Here is a 17,233-nt window from a genome sequence, read left to right as displayed (position 1 = left end):
GGCTTTTACCCGCTCTTTTTTGATATATTATACAAGATTGAACATAACAAGTCAATAACTGGTTTATTTCTCAATAAAAATTTCTGTTACAACTGCTTTTACGATTGCTACAATAGGCACAGACAATAAAAGTCCCCAGATGCCAAAAAGTTCCCCACCTGCAATCAGTGAAAAAATTACTGTAATTGGATGTAGACCTACGCTGTCGCTAAGTATTTTGGGAGTTATAAAAGCATTTTCTATTTGTTGCACTAAAAGACATACAACTAAAGCCCAAATCCCTTTAGATAAAGAATCAAGAAATCCTAGTAATACAGCAGGAATAATCGACAAAATAGGCCCTATGTAGGGAATTATATTTAATACTCCTGTCAATAGCCCTACTAAAAAAGCATATTTAATCTTAATTAGAGAAAGCCCTATGCTAGTTAAAATTCCAACAAAAATAGAAAGATATATTTGTGCTCTTATGTATTTACTTAAAATTTTGTCTATTTTTCTTAGAAGAGTAAAGAAACTAGAATGATATTTGGAGGGAATTATTTTTTCAATCTCTTTTTTAAACAAATTTTTATCCTTTAAAAAATAAAAAGTAATAATTGGTACAAGTATGGCATCTATAACATTTTTTAATATCGCAACAGTAGATTTAAAAGCCATATCAACTCGGGAAGCAAAGAGATTATTGAGGGTATTCAAATTTTTATCTAAAACTTTCTCAAATTGTGGTGGTAAATAAGAAAAATAGTTAAATTTTAGTTGAATCAAAATATTTTGTAGTTCTTCAATATAAAAAGGTATCATTGTTATAAAAGCAATCATTTCATTTATCATCAAAGGAAAGATATAGAAAGAAAATATCAATATTCCCAAAGTAACAATTAAAAATACCAAAAGTATAGAAAAAAATGTAGACAAGCCCTTTGAATTAAAAAATTTTACCATTGGATTCAATAAATAGGCTACCAAACCGGCAATAAAAAAAGGGGAAAGTATATTTTTAATACTTACCCAATTTTTTATAAAAAAATACAATAAGCCTATAGCAGCAATAATTAAAAAAAATAGATAAATCTTTTTAACTTGCATGTTATCACCCGAAAAGTCTATCTAATTTTTATTTTGTTCATTGTGCGGCATATTTTTGTCACACTTTTTTCTATCATATCTTTGTAGCGTCTATATTTTTTCATATTTATTTTAGGAATTATATATGCAGCAGTTACCAGTCCTGCCAAAAACCCCTTCATATATTTGTCTTTATTCATAATAGCCCTCCTTTGAAATTTAAAAAGTTTCTGCTTTTTTATAGATTTCCCTCTTTAAATTAAAAAATGCACACTTTTTTTGTGTGCTCTATCTATTTTCAACTTTCTCCTAACTGCTTGTCTATCACAAAGATAACTGATTGTCATGGCATAATACTAATACTTTATCTTCTTAATGTGGATTCTATTTACTTAAATGTAATACATAAAAGCACTTTTTTGATTCAACCGCCTGTAATCATCTACCATATCCTGTAAAGTAATAGAGTCTATTACTTTATTTATACTATCCCTTATTCTTTCCATCACCAATTTTGTGGGACAACCTCCCGCTCTACTACATTCAAAAGGTGTATCTTCCAAAACGCAATCTGCAGGAGCCAGTGACCCTTCCAATGTCCTTATCACATCTCCAACCGTTATCTTATCAGGAGGAGCTGCTAACATATACCCACCCTGTGCTCCTCTTACACTTTTCACAAGGTCAGCTTTTCTAAGAATTGCTATAAGCTGTTCTAGATAATGCTCAGAAAGACCCTCATTTTCCGCAATTGTTTTTAAAGAAATGGGACCTTCCCCATAGTAAAGGGCTAATTCAAACATAGCTTGTATCCCATATCGACCTTTTGTAGATAATTTCATGATTATCCATCCCCCTGAATTCCTACTAAATCCTACTATTCTGCTCGGATTTCAATAAAAAGAATACCATTTAAAAAAGAGGTTGTCAACAGCAAAATTACTATCAAAAAGAGGTATTTTTACACCTCTTCAATCACCTTTTCTACATATTCAGAGGTACAACAAGATAAAATCCCACCATATGTTAGCTTAAACTTTATTATATCTCCAACTTTATATGGATATGGAGAATTTGTAACATTTACGATCAAATGGTCACTACTTGCACCTATTAATTCAATGGTACTATCTATAGGAATTAGGTCACCCATATTGACATCCTGTCTTCCTATAGCCAAAATTGCCCTTTTCATTATACCTCTATCCACATATACCGGTCTTTCACCAAAAGCATTTACTCCTAATATGCCTCGTGGATAGGAAGGTTTTTCTTTTAATTCGATTATCTGTGTTTCTAAAGTAAATACATCGTCATACGTATGGGGAATTCTGTCTCCAAAAGCCGTTTCCCTACCTAACACAATAGCTTCTCCTATTCTAAGCTGCGTTATTCCTTTTGGTATGAGACCATTTTGAACTAAGTACAGACTGCTTGAGTTTCCTCCTGAGACTATATCTACATTCAGGTCAAATTTTTTATTGATAGAATTTTTTATTTCTACAAGCTCTTCTAGTATATCTGGAGTAGGAATAACAGAGCCATAACAAGTTAAATTAGTACCTACTCCTCGAAGTTTTATACCTTCAAGCTTTACTATTTGTTCCACTGCTGGAATTACATCCTCTTTTAACATACCCTCTCTCAAATCACCTAAATCTACCATTAGGATTATCTCATGAACTTTCTTGTGTTTTTTTGCCTCTTCTGATAAGCTTTTTATTGTATCGATTTCTGAATTAAGGCTTATATCTGCATATTTTATGACTTCCTCCACTTCACTTATCATAGGAATTCGAATAAGCATTTTAAATACCGGTATGTGTTGTAATTTTTTTAAATTTTTAATTCTGGAATCTCCTAAAATTTCTACTCCACCTTTTACCATCGCTTGAGCTATTTCTGGAATACCGCAGAAAACTTTTGTAACACCTACTACCTTTATATTTCTCTTTTCACACAGATTGACAATAGTTTGTGTATTTTTTCTAAGTTTTCTTAAATTTATTCTCAACAAAGGATACAACTTAATCTCCCCCATTTCTAAATATTTTAGAAATGCCAAAGCTATTTTTTATTAATCTTAAGCTTAGTCAGAATATTTTTTAGTCAAAACACCACACAAGCTGCCATGATATAATCTCTGTCAATTAAAACTTTTGCCACTGAAGGAGGATAAAATTCTTTTCCACTTACTCCATCAATTATATTTTCTAATAATTTTTCTCCTCCTTCAAGCTCTGAAAATATTCCACCAGTTAAGCTAATTAAAAGCTTTTTCAATCTTTAAAAAACGAATAACCCCCAACATTAAAGGGAGTTTTATTCGTTTTTTAAAAATATACTTCACTTCAGTATATTTTGATTTTTTGTAATTTTTTAGAAAATTAAACAATAAATAAATTAAAAAATCCTGCATAACGCAGGATTTTTTAATTGTTTAAGTGTTTTTCTATAAACTTTACAAAGTCTCCTTTAGGTCTTGCACCTATTATTTTGTCTACCATCTTGCCGTTTTTAAAAAGTCCAATTGTGGGTATACTCATTATCCTAAATTTCATTGCCAATTCATTTTCTTCATCTACATTGATTTTCCCAACTTTAATTTTACCTTCATATTCTTTTGCTAATTCATCAATTATTGGAGCCACCATCCTACAAGGCATACACCATTCAGCCCAAAAGTCTACCAAAACTGGTACATCTGAATTCACAACTTCTTCCTCAAAATTTTCAAGCGTAATAACTACTTCTGCCATAAAACCACTCCTATACTTTTATTTCATTTTTATTTTTATACAAAGCAACTGCTTTATACATTTATATCATAAAGCAAATTGCTAACAAAACCCAACTATTAAAGTCATTTCATAAATTTTATAAACGTCTCAATTAATTCTTCTATCACCTCATCCTGCTTTTCAGTACAAAAAGCTCCTTTTATACAACTGGTGGTATAACTTTTAAGAAGAATTTTACCAACGCTGTTTATCGCAGACCTAACAGCAGCTACTTGTACCAGTACATCTACACAATGGGCGTCATTTTCAATCATCTTTTGTATGCCTTTTACTTGTCCTTCAATTTTTCTTAATCTTCTTAATAAATCTTCTTTGTTATCTTGGTACATATTATACCTCCCAACCCCATTGGGGTATCCAATAAATAGTATAAAATTTTTTCACAGATATGTCAATAGGCTTTTGTTTATTTTTTCAATAAGTCCTTAACTACCTCTGCAGCAAGTATGAGGCCGACAACAGAAGGTACAAAAGAAATACTACCAGGTGCTGGTTTCGAAATTTTAGCTTCGCTTCTATAGAAATTTTTTATAGGCTCTTCTTTAGAATACACCACTTTTAAAGATTTAATACCTCTTTTCCTAAGTTCCCTTCTCATTACTTTTGCCAACGGACATACACTTGTTTGATAAATATCTCCTACTTCAAATTTTGTAGGATCTAGTTTATTTCCTGCTCCCATACTACTTATTATAGGTATCCCTAATAAAGTGCATTTCGCTATTAAATCCACTTTTGAAGGCACTCTGTCAATTGCATCAATTACATAATCGTACTCTTTTGATAATAGTTTATCACTGTTTTTGCTGGAGTAAAACTCTTTAAAAGTTAAAACTTGGGCTTCTGGATTTATCGCTAATATCCTGTCTTTCATCACATCAACTTTAGGTTTACCTATCGTAAAAGTGGTAGCGTGTATTTGCCTGTTTAGATTTGTCACACACACGTCGTCTCCATCTATTAAAACCAATTTTCCAATTCCTGCTCTTACTAGCCCTTCAACAGCAAAAGAGCCTACTCCTCCTATTCCAAAAACTGCAACGGTACTGTTTTTAAGTTTTAAAAGCCCTTCTTTTCCTATTAAAAGCTCTGTTCGCGAAAAAATGTCCACTCTTTTCCCTCCATAAAAAAACCCCCATAGTGCCGTGCCTCCCGGTAGTTCTTGAACCCGTCCTCACAACGTGGGTGCCCTCTTGACAGCTTCATGTTTCCGCTTCCGTTCAAAGGCGGCCTACAATCCACTGCCAAAGCCCAGGCTCCCTTATTATTGGTGTTGGCTCAAACTTTCACCGGATGTCACGCGCACCACAGGGTTTTTTAAATTTATTCATTTTTCTATATAAATAATATCACAAAAACCCCTATTTTTCAACTGGTAAACGTTTATAAGTCTACCTTTATGTGCAATTCTTTTAACTGTTCTTCTGATACTTCTGAAGGTGCATCTGTCATTAAACATACCGCGTTTTGAGTCTTTGGAAAAGCAATTACATCCCTTATGGTGTCGCTTCCCGTTATAATCATAGCAAGCCTATCCAATCCATATGCAATCCCACCGTGAGGAGGTGCACCGTATTTGAAAGCCTCCATCAAAAAGCCAAATCTTTCCCACGCCTTTTCGTCGCTAAAACCTAAAACTTTAAACATTCTTTTTTGAAGCTCAGTATCGTGTATTCTTATACTACCTCCCCCAATTTCCACTCCATTTAAAACTATATCATAAGCTTTTGCTCTTACCTTTAACGGCTCTTTTTCTAAAAGGTCTATATCCTCATCTTTGGGGGCCGTAAAGGGATGATGTTTTGCCACATATCTTTTTTCCTCGCTGTCGTACTCTAACAACGGAAAATCCACTATCCATACAAACTCATATTTATTCTCATCAATTAAATTAAGTCTCTTTCCAAGCTCTAATCTCAAATGACCTAAAGTATCAAAAACTATCTCATCTTTATCTGCCACAATCAGTAGTAAATCTCCTGTTTCTGCTTCAAGTCTTTCAAGTATCTTTTCTATTTCTTCCTCACTTAAAAATTTAGTAGCAGGGGATTTCACTTCATTTTCAAAAACTTGCATCCACAAAAGTCCTTTAGCTCCATAAGTTTTTGCAAGCTCCACCAATTCATCTAACTGTCTTCTTGGCATAGAAGCAGCACTTTTTACATTTATGCCTCTCACAGATCCGCTATTTTTTAAAGCAGTCTTAAATACATTAAATTCAGATCGAGATACTATGTCTGACAAATCTTTAAGTTCCATCCCAAATCTTAAGTCTGGTTTATCTGTCCCAAACCTTTCCATGGCTTCTTGATAGGATAATCTTTTAAAAGGAATTGTCACATCAATGCCTAAAGTCTCTTTAAAAATCTGCGCAATCATCTTTTCATTAATTTCTAAAACATCATCTACCTCTACAAAAGACATTTCTATATCTATTTGTGTAAACTCTGGTTGCCTATCTGCCCTCAAATCCTCGTCTCTTAAACATTTGGCTATTTGGTAATACTTATCAAATCCAGAAATCATAAGAAGTTGTTTGAATATTTGAGGAGATTGAGGTAAAGCATAAAATTTGCCCGGATAAATTCTGCTTGGCACAAGGTAATCTCTTGCACCTTCTGGCGTACTTTTAATTAAAAGAGGCGTTTCTATCTCTATAAAACCGTTTTTATTCAAAAAATCACGAACAACTTTAGTTATTTTAAACCGAGTCATTAAATTCTTTTGCATTGAAGGTCTTCGCAAATCTAAATATCTGTATTTTAGCCTTATAGCCTCTGAAACATTGCTTCTATCTTCTATTGGAAAAGGCGGAGTTTCTGATTTGCTTAAAATTTTTAAGGTATTGGCATATATTTCAATTTCCCCTGTAGCAATTTTAGGATTTACATTTTCAGGTGCCCTTTTTACCACTTTTCCTTCTATTGCTAGTACATATTCACTCCTCACACCCTGTACTTTTTCAAAAGCTTCGGAAGAAACCTCATTGTTAAAAACCACCTGTACAATACCTGTTCTATCTCTTAAATCTATAAACACTAAGCCTCCATGGTCTCTTCTTCTTTGTACCCATCCCATAACTACAACGGATTTATCGACATCTTCCACTGTCAATTCTCCACACATGTGAGTCCTTTTAAGTCCTTTTAATTGTTCTCCCATTTTATTCCCTCCATTTTATATATTTTTTATCCTTTGTTCTATTTCATCAATGGATATTTCTACTTCGCTTCCATCTCTCATATCTTTTAATTTAACTTTGTTTTTCTTCATCTCTTCTTCTCCTATTACAATAGCAAATTTCGCATTAAGCTTATTTGCATACTTCATTTGTGCTTTTAAACTTCTATCCATGTTGTCTCTTTCTACTTTTAATCCATTAAATCGCAGTTTATTAGCAAGGGCAAAAGTAAATAATTTTGCGTCTTCCCCAACATAAGCGATAAACAAATCTACGCCTTCAGGTTTTGGAATTTCAATGCCATTTTGCTCTAATGTAATAAGAAGCCTCTCCAATCCCATTCCAAAACCTACTCCTGGCATAGAAGGCCCTCCGCATTCTTCTATAAGACCATCATATCTTCCTCCACCGCATACGGTTCCTTGAGCTCCGATGTCTTTTGAAATTATTTCAAAGGCAGTTTTGGTATAATAATCAAGTCCTCTCACAATTCTGGGGTCAATCATATAATCATAGCCCATTACATCTAAATATTTTTGTAGTTCTTCAAAATGATTTTTGCAATCATCACACAAATAATCTGTAATAAGAGGCGCATCTTTGGTTATCCTCTGACAACTTTCAACTTTACAGTCTAATACTCTCAAAGGATTTATCTCATATCTGACTTTACAGTCATCACACAAATACTCCAAATTGTCCTTTAAAAAATCCTTAAGCACTTTATTATAATTTTTTCTACAAGCAGAACACCCAACACTGTTTATTCTAAGCTCCAAATTATTAAGTCCCAATTTTTTTAAAAGCGTCATAGCAACACTTATAACTTCCGCATCCGCAGAAGCGCTTTTAGCACCAAATATTTCTACTCCAAATTGGTGATGTTCTCTTAGCCTTCCAGACTGAGGCCTTTCATATCTGTAAACAGGAGTTATATAATACAACTTCGTTGGCTGCGCCTCCGCATATAAATTGTGCTCTATAAATGCTCTTACAGCCGGAGAAGTACCTTCAGGTTTTAAAGTAATACTTCTTCCGCCTTTGTCCGTAAAAGTATACATCTCTTTTCTCACGATATCAGTTGATTCCCCTACTCCCCTTAAAAATAACTCTGTATGTTCAAAACCGGGGGTTCTTATTTCCCTAAAGCCATAATCATCGCATATCTTCCTTATAAGCTCTTCTACATACTGCCATTTATAAGACTCTGAAGGAAGAATATCCTTTGTCCCTCTTGGAGCTTTTGTAAGCATTTCACCAACTCCTTTTGCATTTTGTAATAACTTTACACATTTAAAAACCCCTCGTCTGCAACAATTTGCAGGGACGAGAGGTTAAATCCCGTGGTGCCACCCTGATTTGGACTCATTCCTTTAACGCAGGTTCACGGACACAGCCTACCTTGTCGACTGGTCTGCTCACAGGTGTCCTTCACAATAGCATAAGTATAAAGATACTCTCAGTCGCGGTATCTTCTCCCTGTATACCTGCTATTGCTACTCTCCTGGTCATCGCATTTATCCATCATTTTACTTGTTATTATACATTATACTATTATTAGCTGTCAATCACAATTATCTTTAAGATAGTGTCAAGATACTGTAGGATTTTTTTAAGACAACCCCTGTAACTTACTTAATTCAGGGCTTCGTCTTATCATGTTTTTTATATGACTTGTGCATATTTTATTGCTCTTAAAATCCTGTATATTGGCGTTACTTTCCCTATATTCAAAACCGTAATATTATTTATCTTTTCATTTGTAGACGTTTTAACTCTTCTTACCGCCTCTTTTATTTGCTTCTTCGTTAATTTGTAACTTCCTTCATTTATATTCTTCCTCTTACCCCATTCTACTTCTCTTAAGTCTCCTCCATTCTTGCTGAATACCCTTAATTTCGCCATTAGTTTTAATCCTTCTCTACTCCACCCTAATGGATTCCTGCTTAGTCTTACTGAAAATACATGGCTTATATGCCCTTCTGCACTGCACCCTATTACATCTTTGTCTTTGTTGTATATCTCTATCCCTTCCCAATTGTTTAGTATGTATTTCCTTGCTTCTTTTATCTTCTCTTTCTCCCTCTCTTCCTCTGCTGCCTTTATTAGTTCATCAAATATCTTCTTCACTCCTTCTTTATCTCCTTCATTTATTGCTCTCCATATCTTTTCCCTGTATTTTGGCTCTTTTGATGTGGCTTTTAATACGTATTTGTTTAAATGATATCTGTCTAACACAAACCTTGATTTTGCTATCCACTCTAATCCCTCTTTTATCCACGGTGCTCCATCTCCTGCTATGTATATCTTCTCTATCTTCTCTTCTTTGTAGTTTTCTTCTATGTAATTTGCTACATCTATCCATATGTCTTCTGCTTTCTCTCCTACGTATGCCCTTGAAATGCACATTTCCTCAAGAACATCTCTTCCATTTCTCTTCTTCTTTACCTTCATGTATGTATATCAATCGCGTGGTTTCATTGCTGCCCTCTTTGCAAAAGGCACATGGTCTTCATCTGCTTCTATGTATAATACCCTTACTTTCTTTCTTCTCTTTTATTTCTCTCTTTACTTCTACTTCTCCTATTTTCCCTTATTGCGTTTAATACTGTCTGTTTACTTACTTCCTCTGGACATGCTTTTTTACTGCTTCTTTCATATGATTCTTCTATTGCGTTCTCTACTAACTTTATTTTTACACCTTTTTCTATCCTATCGTGCCGCCCTATCTCTAATGCATCATCCACCAAATATGTATATCTTCCATCCTCTCTGGATTTGTAATATGTCCTCTCATATTCTATATCCCCAAGGATTGTGGTTAATCTCTTTTTATCTTTCCTCTCTACTACCCATTTTTCTTTCCTTCTCTTGTCTTCTTTTATTATCTTATCTAACTCTTCAATAATTGCTTCTATTGCCTCTCTACCTAGTTTGTCCGTTAGTTCCTTTATCCTTGCTGCAAGCTCTGTAATATTCATTCCTTTGTTTAATAAATCACTAAAAATTTCTATCACTTCTCTAGTGAAATTTAGAGCATTTTGTAGTATAATATCTTCAAAGATATGTTTGTTCACAAGAGACACCCCTTTCTGTGTTGTTTTGTTTTCCATAATCTATTTTATCACAGGGGTTGTCTCTTGTTTTTTTTTACTCAAAAAATCCTACGATAATTTTACACTATGTATCTTTAATCTACTTTCATAATAATTTATCCACCTATTGACAAAAAAATATTAATGAGTTAATATTTCGATGTATAAAATATTTTGTATTAAAAATTTTTGAGGTGAAAATTTATGAACAAAGATTGTGATATTAAGCTTTTATATGACCTGTTTCGGATAATTAGACAAAAACTCAATAATCAACTGAAAGCAAATGACCTCTCTGAGTTTCAAAAAGACCTCACAATCGGAGAACAACAAGTAATAATAATTTTAAGCGAAAATAAAAGCAATCCAATGTATATGAAAGATATTGCTTTAGAATTAGGTATTTCCCCCAGCACCCTTACAAGCATAGTAGACAAACTTGTAGAGAAAGGGTTAGTTCAAAGGAACTTTGATTTGGAAGACAGAAGAAAAATAGAAATTTCTTTGACAAAAAAAGGCCAAGATCTTTATAAACACTTAGCAATGTTTAGGGAAAAAATTTTGCAGCCAATTTTTGAAAAACTCTCTCCTCAAGAATTAGAAACATTAAAAAACATATTACAAAAAATCAAAGAAGAACTATAAATTTTGAGGGTGGTGTTTATGAAAAATACTGTTAAAACATTAATAATAGTCACAGTAATTTTAGCAATTGTAGCTTCTACCGTTTATGCAATCTCTATAAAAAACAAAAGCGCTACTTCCACTGTAGAAGTAAATGCCGCTAAAGTGGAAAAAGGTGAAATAATCTCTTTAATTTCCACCACAGGGGTAGTAGAATCAAAATCCAAACAAGAATACTACATTTTATCCCCTACCAAAGTATCAAAAGTTTATGTATCTGTTGGAGACAAAGTAAAAAGAGGAGATAAACTTTTGGAATTTGAAACACAAGATTTATACATACAATATCAAATTGCCCAAAAACAGCTGGAAATAGCACAAATGCAACTTGATGCACTAAAAAAATTAAAAGAAAAGCAGTCACGACAATCTCAAGTCGCAGCTCAACTTCCAAATACCTCTTTGCCGCAACAACTCCCTTCGGGAGAAAGTACAGTACAACAGCCCTCCATTTCTCAGATGCAAACTACTTCACTTAGCCTTGATGACCAAATAAAACTCCAACAAAAACAAGTAGAAATTGCAGAACTAAATCTTAAAAGCATAAAACAAAGTATGGACAAACAACAAAAATATATTACTGCTGAATTTGATGGTACTGTAACTGTTGTAAATGCTAAAAATAACAGCTATTTTACCTCATCTCAATTTCCTGCTATAACAGTAGAAGACTTAAACAATTTGCAGATTACACTGGATGTAAACCCCTATGATGCGGTAAATTTAAAAGAAGGGCAAAAAGCCTACATACATTTTGCAGATAAAACCTTTGAAGGAGTAGTAAGTAAAGTAAGTCCAACTGCGACAAAAGTAATCACTCAAACAGGTGGAGATAATGTCGTAAAAGTTTATGTGGACCTTTTAAGCAATGATGGCACAATAAAACCAGGTTTTAATGTAGATGTCGACATAAAAATTGCCGAAAAAAAAGATGTAATAAAAGTTCCATCAGAAGCAATCGTAAGTGACAAATATGGTAACGAATTTGTGTATGTAGTAGAAAATGGTATAGCAAAACAAAGGAAAGTAAAAAGCGGACTCGTTTCTGATTTGGAGACAGAAATCATAAAGGGAGTAAATGTCGGCGAAAAAGTCATACTAAATCCCACCAGTTCTATCGAAGATGGTACAAAAATCACAATAAAGGGCGGGAAAGACTGATGATTGAATTGAGCAATGTAAGAAAGGTGTACAATCTTGGAAAAGTCCAAGTGAATGCATTAAAAGGCGTCTCTTTAAAAATAAATAAAGGTGAATATGTAGCAATTGTTGGTCCCTCTGGCTCTGGTAAATCTACTTTAATGAATATAATTGGTCTTTTGGATAAACCCACATCTGGAAGTTATAAGCTCAATGGAACCGAAATATCAACGTTAAATGATGACCAATTAGCTTATTTAAGAAATCGCCAGATAGGTTTTGTTTTTCAGTCTTTTAACCTTTTGAGTAAATTAGACGCACTGTCAAATGTAGAACTGCCAATGTTGTACGCTAAAATACCAGCAAAAGAGCGTAGAAAAAGAGCAATAAAAGCTTTAGAAATAGTGGGATTAAGTGAAAGAATACACCACAAACCTAATGAACTCTCAGGGGGGCAGCAACAAAGAGTAGCAATCGCCCGTGCAATTGTAATGAATCCTTCTTTTCTATTAGCTGACGAGCCAACAGGAAATCTCGACACAAACTCCAGTATTGAGATAATGAAAATTTTTTATCAACTCAATGAAGCGGGTACTACAATAGTGATGGTTACCCACGAACAGGACATAGCAAATCACGCAAAAAGGATACTTCGCTTAAGAGATGGAAACATTATAGAAGATACCCCTATCGCAAACAGAATAACTTATTAGCAGGTGATAAAGGATGTATATTTTAGAAGCCATAAAAGTAGCAATTGACAGTATATTAAGTAACAAATTAAGAGCCCTTCTTACGATGTTGGGGATTATAATCGGTATTGCTTCAGTTATAACAATAGTGTCTTTAGGAGCAGGCGGTCAAAAAGCTATTTTAGGCGAATTCGAAAAAATCGGCGTTAGTGTATTTTCTATCAAGACGAAAAATAATGTTGAAATAAGAGAAAGCGATAAACTGACTCTCAAAGATGTAGAAATGATCAGAAAAAGACTTTCTTCGGTAAAATATGCGGCGCCAATTACAGAAAAATTTGGACTCGCTAAAACAGATAAACTTACCAAGAGGGCTATTTTTATAGCAACAGATTTTGATTATGGAAATGTCTCTAACATAAAAATAATCTATGGCCGCTTTTTAAATGAAAAAGACATTCTCATGGGTAGAAATGTGGTACTTATTGATAAAGACTCTGCAAAAGAACTTTTCGGTTATGAAGATTGCGTAGGAAAAACTATTAAAATAGGCAGTTCTTCTTCCTTTGACACAGCAAAGATAATTGGCGTTATTGACAGTGGTAATTTAAAAAGTTTAGGAGGCTCAATAGCTGACCAAATACCTGTAATAGCTGCAATTCCAATAACTTACGCACAAAAAATCTTCCAAGACGTAGATATCTCACAAATTTACGTAATGACCTACAACCAAAACCAATTAGATGAAGCCTCCTCTCAGGCTGTGCGCTTAATAGAATCATTTCATCACAACAAAGATAAATACGAAGCAGAAAACCTCATCGGTTTCCTAGAAGAATTCAACAGAATATTAAGCATATTTACGGCAATCATAGGAGCAATTGCTGGTATATCGCTTATAGTAGGTGGAATCGGAATCATGAACATAATGTTGGTTTCTGTAACTGAACGCACCAGAGAAATTGGAATAAGAAAAGCCATAGGCGCAAGGCAAAAAGACATTTTAATGCAATTCTTAATTGAGGCTGTCGCAATTTCTCTCTTAGGGGGTGCTATAGGTATTTTCTTCGGTTATATTTTATCAAACATCATTGGTCCTTTTATAAATATAACCCCCATCATCTCTATAAACACAATATTAATCGCTTTTCTTTTCTCCTCAGCAGTAGGAATATTCTTTGGAATATACCCTGCACAAAAAGCAGCTAGACTCGACCCAATCGTAGCACTCAGATACGAATAAAAGCAAGAGGTAAATCACCTCTTGCTTTTATTCCCTCAAAAACAAATTAATTCTCTTTTCTTTTCCAATTGTTGAAGACTCGCCATGACCCGGATATATCACTACGTCATCTTCCAATACCAAAAGCTTGTTCTTTATAGAATCCATTAAAGTATCAAAATCTCCACCTGGAAAATCATATCTTCCTATCGAGCCTTTGAAAACAGTATCTCCTGTAAAGCAGACATTGTCAATTTTAAAACACACTCCGCCTTTTGTATGACCTGGAGTGTGTAGGACTTCTATTGTGTATTTCCCAAAATATAAAATATCGCCACCATTTAATAAAATATCTGCGGCACTGCACTGTATTTTTTTATAGACCATTTTAGATAGATTTAAACTGGGATCTAAAAGCAAGGGAGCATCTTCTTTTGAAATAGCAACTTCTGCTTGAGTAACTTTCCTCAGCTCCTCTACTCCACCTATGTGGTCAAAATGACCATGAGTGAGTAAAATATATTTTACTCTTAATTTGTTAATACCAATATAATCTTGTATTTCAGATGAATATTCCCCTGGGTCTATTACAATTGTCTCCCTAGTTTCCTCGTCAGAAACAATATAACAATTGGCTTTATAAAGTCCTACCACATACCTTTGTATTTTCATAAAATCACTCCATTAAAACACTTTTTTAGAATCAATGAGAATTGTAACTGGTCCGTCATTTTCAATTAATACTTTCATCATTGCCTGAAATATACCTGTTTTGACACTTACGCCTCTTTTTTCAATCTCTTTGACTAATAAATTAAAATACTTCAAAGCTTCTTGTGGTTTTTGAGCCATCATAAAGTTAGGTCTTCTGCCTTTTCTCACATCTCCAAGCAAAGTAAATTGAGAGACAAGAAGGACTTCTCCTCCTATATCTAAAAGAGACAAATTCATTTTTCCTTCTTCATCTTCAAAGACCCGCAAATTCACTATTTTATCTGCCATGTACATTACATCATTTTCATTATCATCAATAGATATACCAACCAAAACAACAAATCCTTTACCTATTGAACTTACCATTTCTCCACCTACACTTACTTCTCCGCGACTCACCCTTTGAACAACAGCTCTCAAAAAAATCACCTCTATGCACTTAATCTGTAAACGTCCATTACCCCTTCCAAAGCTTTCAACTTATTCATAACTCTTTCCAGTTGGTCTTTTGAAATAATCTCTAAAGTTAAGTTAATAATTGCAATATTGTCTTTTGTTGTTCTAGCATTGACAGCCTTTACAGCAATTTTTACATCTGCAAGAACACTAGTAACATCTGTCAAAAGTCCAAATCTATCACTAGCCATAATCTGTATATCAGCTTGATAAAAGATATTTCTATCTTGATCCCACTCAACCTCTACAATTTTGTTTCTATCAAAAAGATATTCTTTTACATTGGGACAATCTTTTCTGTGAATAGAAATTCCCCTTCCTTTAGTAACATAACCTATTATTTCATCCCCTGGAACAGGAGAACAACATTTTGCAAACCTGACCATTACATTGTCTACACCTTTTACAATAACCCCCGTTCCACCTGTTTTTTCTTTTTTCTTTCCACCCTTATCAGCCGGGATAGATTTCATGCCTACTTCTTTTTGAGATTTTTTAATTTCTTCTTTAATTCTCGGTATTACCTGATTTAAAGTTAATCCTCCATATCCGATTGTCGCATATAAATCCTCCATTGTGTGAATATTGAGTTTTTTAAGAACTTCCTCCCATATTTCACTTTTTATCATAGCAGGTTGCAATCCATGTCTCCTTAATTCTTTTTCTATCATTTCCTCGCCGCGAGTGATATTTTCTTCTCTTTTTTCTTTTTTAAACCACTGCCTGATTTTGTTTCTCGCTTGAGAACTTTTGACAATTTGTAACCAGTCTCTGCTTGGACCTCTGTCTTTATTTGGACTCACTAATATCTCTACAATATCACCGTTTTTCAATTGATAATTTATAGGAACCAATTTACCGTTTACTTTAGCACCATTTAATCTATGCCCTATTTCAGTGTGTATGCTGTACGCAAAATCAACAGGTGTCGACCCTGCTGGTAAATTTATCACATCCCCTTTGGGAGTAAAAACAAAAACTTCATCTGTAAACAAATCAATCTTTAATGTTTCCATAAACTCTTTTGCATCTTTTAATTCTTTCTGCCATTCCAAAAGCTGTCTCAGCCATGAAAGTTTTTGGTCAAATTTATCTTCTGTAGTCTTGCCTTCTTTGTATTTCCAATGGGCTGCAATACCATATTCTGCAGTTTTATGCATTTCCCAAGTTCTTATTTGTATTTCAAAAGGTTCTCCTTTAGGACCTATTACTGTAGTATGAAGGGATTGATACATATTAGGCTTTGGCATAGCAATGTAATCTTTGAATCTGCCAGGAATTGGTTTCCACAAAGTATGCACAATTCCTAATACGCCGTAACAGTCTTTTACAGTGTTTACAATTATCCTTACTGCTAACAAATCGTAAATTTGGTCGAAGCTTTTATTCTGTGTCTTCATCTTTTTATATATACTGTAAAAGTGTTTGGGTCTACCATCTACCTCTGCTTGTATTCCCATTTCTTTTAGTTTCTCTTTAATTGTAGTTATGATATTTTGTATAAGCTCTTCTCTTTCCTTTCTTTTTGCAGCTACCTTTTCTACAAGGTCATAGTATTCATCAGGATGCAAGTATCTCAAACACAAGTCTTCTAATTCCCATTTTATCTTGGATATTCCAAGCCGATGAGCAATAGGAGCATATATTTCTAAAGTTTCTTCCGCTTTTTCTTTTTGTTTGTCAGGAGGCAAATATTTGAGAGTCCTCATATTGTGAAGCCTGTCAGCCAGTTTTATGAGTATAACCCTAATATCTTTTGCCATTGCTATGAGCATCTTTCTCATGTTTTCAGCCTGTTGCTCTACTTTGCTCTTGTATTCTATTTTTCCCAACTTTGTAACACCATCAACCAAATCAGCAATTTCTTTTCCAAATTTTTCCAATAGCTGCTCATAAGTCACATCTGTATCCTCTATTACATCATGCAAAAGTCCTGCTGCAATAGTAGTAATATCTAATTCCAGGTCAGCTAAAATATATGAAACTTCTATGGGATGAACAATATATGGTTCTCCTGAGTTTCTCATTTGGCCATCATGAGCATTTACTGCAAAGTCATAAGATTTGTAGATTAAATCTAAATTTGCTTCATCACCCATATAATTTTTTATCCTATTTATCACTTTGTCCAACATATTTACCACACCTTATAATTAAAGTGGCTTAAAGCCACTTTATAG

Annotated in this window: 17 protein-coding genes, 1 other RNA gene, 1 pseudogene and 1 other annotated feature; of the genes and pseudogenes, 4 read left to right on the top strand and 15 right to left on the bottom strand. The window is 33.8% G+C overall.

Translation table 11 applies throughout. The annotated features are described in order from the left end of the window. Positions 1-63 precede the first annotated feature (63 nt). The 12 genes and pseudogenes from TMATH_RS05455 to TMATH_RS05415 all read right to left on the bottom strand — a co-directional run bounded on the left by TMATH_RS05455 (position 64) and on the right by TMATH_RS05415 (position 10,127). Positions 64-1,089 carry an AI-2E family transporter gene (locus TMATH_RS05455; RefSeq protein WP_013150244.1) on the bottom strand — a complete coding sequence of 342 codons (1,026 nt, stop codon included), beginning with the start codon at positions 1,087-1,089 and terminating at the stop codon, positions 64-66. A gap of 17 nt (positions 1,090-1,106) precedes the next feature. Beyond that, positions 1,107-1,268, bottom strand: coding sequence for a hypothetical protein (locus TMATH_RS12025; RefSeq protein ID WP_013150243.1), 162 nt, complete (start codon positions 1,266-1,268; stop codon positions 1,107-1,109). Between the two features lie 192 nt (positions 1,269-1,460). Further along, positions 1,461-1,910, bottom strand: coding sequence for an RrF2 family transcriptional regulator (locus TMATH_RS05450; protein ID WP_003868830.1), 450 nt, complete (start codon positions 1,908-1,910; stop codon positions 1,461-1,463). Between the two features lie 119 nt (positions 1,911-2,029). Next, the gene (orr, locus tag TMATH_RS05445) at positions 2,030-3,094 is read right to left on the bottom strand and encodes an ornithine racemase Orr (RefSeq protein WP_013150242.1); all 1,065 of its coding nucleotides are present in this window, start codon (positions 3,092-3,094) and stop codon (positions 2,030-2,032) included. Between the two features lie 83 nt (positions 3,095-3,177). After that, the gene (locus TMATH_RS12195; RefSeq protein ID WP_232192627.1) at positions 3,178-3,351 is read right to left on the bottom strand and encodes a glutamate mutase L; all 174 of its coding nucleotides are present in this window, start codon (positions 3,349-3,351) and stop codon (positions 3,178-3,180) included. Positions 3,352-3,500: 149 nt separating this feature from the next. Continuing rightward, entirely contained in the window at positions 3,501-3,827 is a 327-nt protein-coding gene (trxA, locus tag TMATH_RS05440; protein WP_012995104.1) for a thioredoxin, read from the bottom strand. 104 nt (positions 3,828-3,931) lie between these two features. Further along, positions 3,932-4,198 carry a metal-sensitive transcriptional regulator gene (locus TMATH_RS05435; protein ID WP_012995103.1) on the bottom strand — a complete coding sequence of 89 codons (267 nt, stop codon included), beginning with the start codon at positions 4,196-4,198 and terminating at the stop codon, positions 3,932-3,934. Positions 4,199-4,275: 77 nt separating this feature from the next. After that, complete coding sequence (locus tag TMATH_RS05430) at positions 4,276-4,980, bottom strand: tRNA threonylcarbamoyladenosine dehydratase (RefSeq protein WP_012995102.1); 705 nt, start codon at positions 4,978-4,980, stop codon at positions 4,276-4,278. Between the two features lie 17 nt (positions 4,981-4,997). Beyond that, positions 4,998-5,186, bottom strand: a non-coding RNA gene (ssrS, locus tag TMATH_RS11615) — 6S RNA. Positions 5,187-5,252: 66 nt separating this feature from the next. Continuing rightward, a complete protein-coding gene (gene aspS, locus TMATH_RS05425) occupies positions 5,253-7,031 on the bottom strand; it encodes an aspartate--tRNA ligase (RefSeq protein WP_013150241.1) in 1,779 nt (592 codons plus the stop codon). A 15-nt stretch (positions 7,032-7,046) separates the two neighbouring features. Beyond that, positions 7,047-8,303, bottom strand: coding sequence for a histidine--tRNA ligase (gene hisS / locus TMATH_RS05420; protein WP_013150240.1), 1,257 nt, complete (start codon positions 8,301-8,303; stop codon positions 7,047-7,049). Between the two features lie 66 nt (positions 8,304-8,369). Next, positions 8,370-8,571 (bottom strand) — a binding site (T-box leader). Positions 8,572-8,715: 144 nt separating this feature from the next. Next, positions 8,716-10,127: pseudogene (locus tag TMATH_RS05415) on the bottom strand (ISLre2 family transposase). A gap of 222 nt (positions 10,128-10,349) precedes the next feature. On the opposite strand from TMATH_RS05415, the gene TMATH_RS05410 reads away from it, so the two are divergent. Genes TMATH_RS05410 through TMATH_RS05395 form a run of 4 tightly spaced genes read left to right on the top strand, consistent with a single transcriptional unit; the run spans position 10,350 to position 13,904 of the window. Further along, positions 10,350-10,790 carry a MarR family winged helix-turn-helix transcriptional regulator gene (locus tag TMATH_RS05410; protein ID WP_012269283.1) on the top strand — a complete coding sequence of 147 codons (441 nt, stop codon included), beginning with the start codon at positions 10,350-10,352 and terminating at the stop codon, positions 10,788-10,790. 18 nt (positions 10,791-10,808) lie between these two features. Continuing rightward, positions 10,809-11,990: an efflux RND transporter periplasmic adaptor subunit gene (locus TMATH_RS05405; RefSeq protein WP_013150239.1), complete on the top strand. Its 1,182-nt coding sequence runs from the start codon at positions 10,809-10,811 to the stop codon at positions 11,988-11,990. Next, on the top strand, positions 11,990-12,682 hold the full coding sequence (locus TMATH_RS05400; protein WP_013150238.1) for an ABC transporter ATP-binding protein: 693 nt from the start codon (positions 11,990-11,992) through the stop codon (positions 12,680-12,682). The genes TMATH_RS05405 and TMATH_RS05400 overlap by 1 nt, the downstream gene beginning before the upstream one ends. Positions 12,683-12,695: 13 nt before the next feature. Further along, positions 12,696-13,904 carry an ABC transporter permease gene (locus tag TMATH_RS05395; RefSeq protein WP_012995095.1) on the top strand — a complete coding sequence of 403 codons (1,209 nt, stop codon included), beginning with the start codon at positions 12,696-12,698 and terminating at the stop codon, positions 13,902-13,904. Between the two features lie 27 nt (positions 13,905-13,931). Here TMATH_RS05395 and TMATH_RS05390 read toward each other — a convergent pair whose 3' ends face one another. Genes TMATH_RS05390 through TMATH_RS05380 form a run of 3 tightly spaced genes read right to left on the bottom strand, consistent with a single transcriptional unit; the run spans position 13,932 to position 17,188 of the window. Continuing rightward, entirely contained in the window at positions 13,932-14,555 is a 624-nt protein-coding gene (locus TMATH_RS05390; RefSeq protein ID WP_013150237.1) for an MBL fold metallo-hydrolase, read from the bottom strand. 12 nt (positions 14,556-14,567) lie between these two features. Next, positions 14,568-15,017, bottom strand: coding sequence for a D-aminoacyl-tRNA deacylase (gene dtd / locus TMATH_RS05385; protein ID WP_012269278.1), 450 nt, complete (start codon positions 15,015-15,017; stop codon positions 14,568-14,570). Positions 15,018-15,028: 11 nt separating this feature from the next. Then, positions 15,029-17,188 (bottom strand): RelA/SpoT family protein, encoded by a 2,160-nt coding sequence (locus tag TMATH_RS05380; protein WP_013150236.1) that lies wholly within the window; start codon positions 17,186-17,188, stop codon positions 15,029-15,031. Positions 17,189-17,233: the final 45 nt, after the last annotated feature.

It is taken from the genome of Thermoanaerobacter mathranii subsp. mathranii str. A3 (genome assembly GCF_000092965.1).
Taxonomy (GTDB): Bacteria; Bacillota; Thermoanaerobacteria; order Thermoanaerobacterales; family Thermoanaerobacteraceae; genus Thermoanaerobacter; species Thermoanaerobacter thermocopriae.
This window is presented reverse-complemented; position numbering and strand designations above follow the sequence as displayed.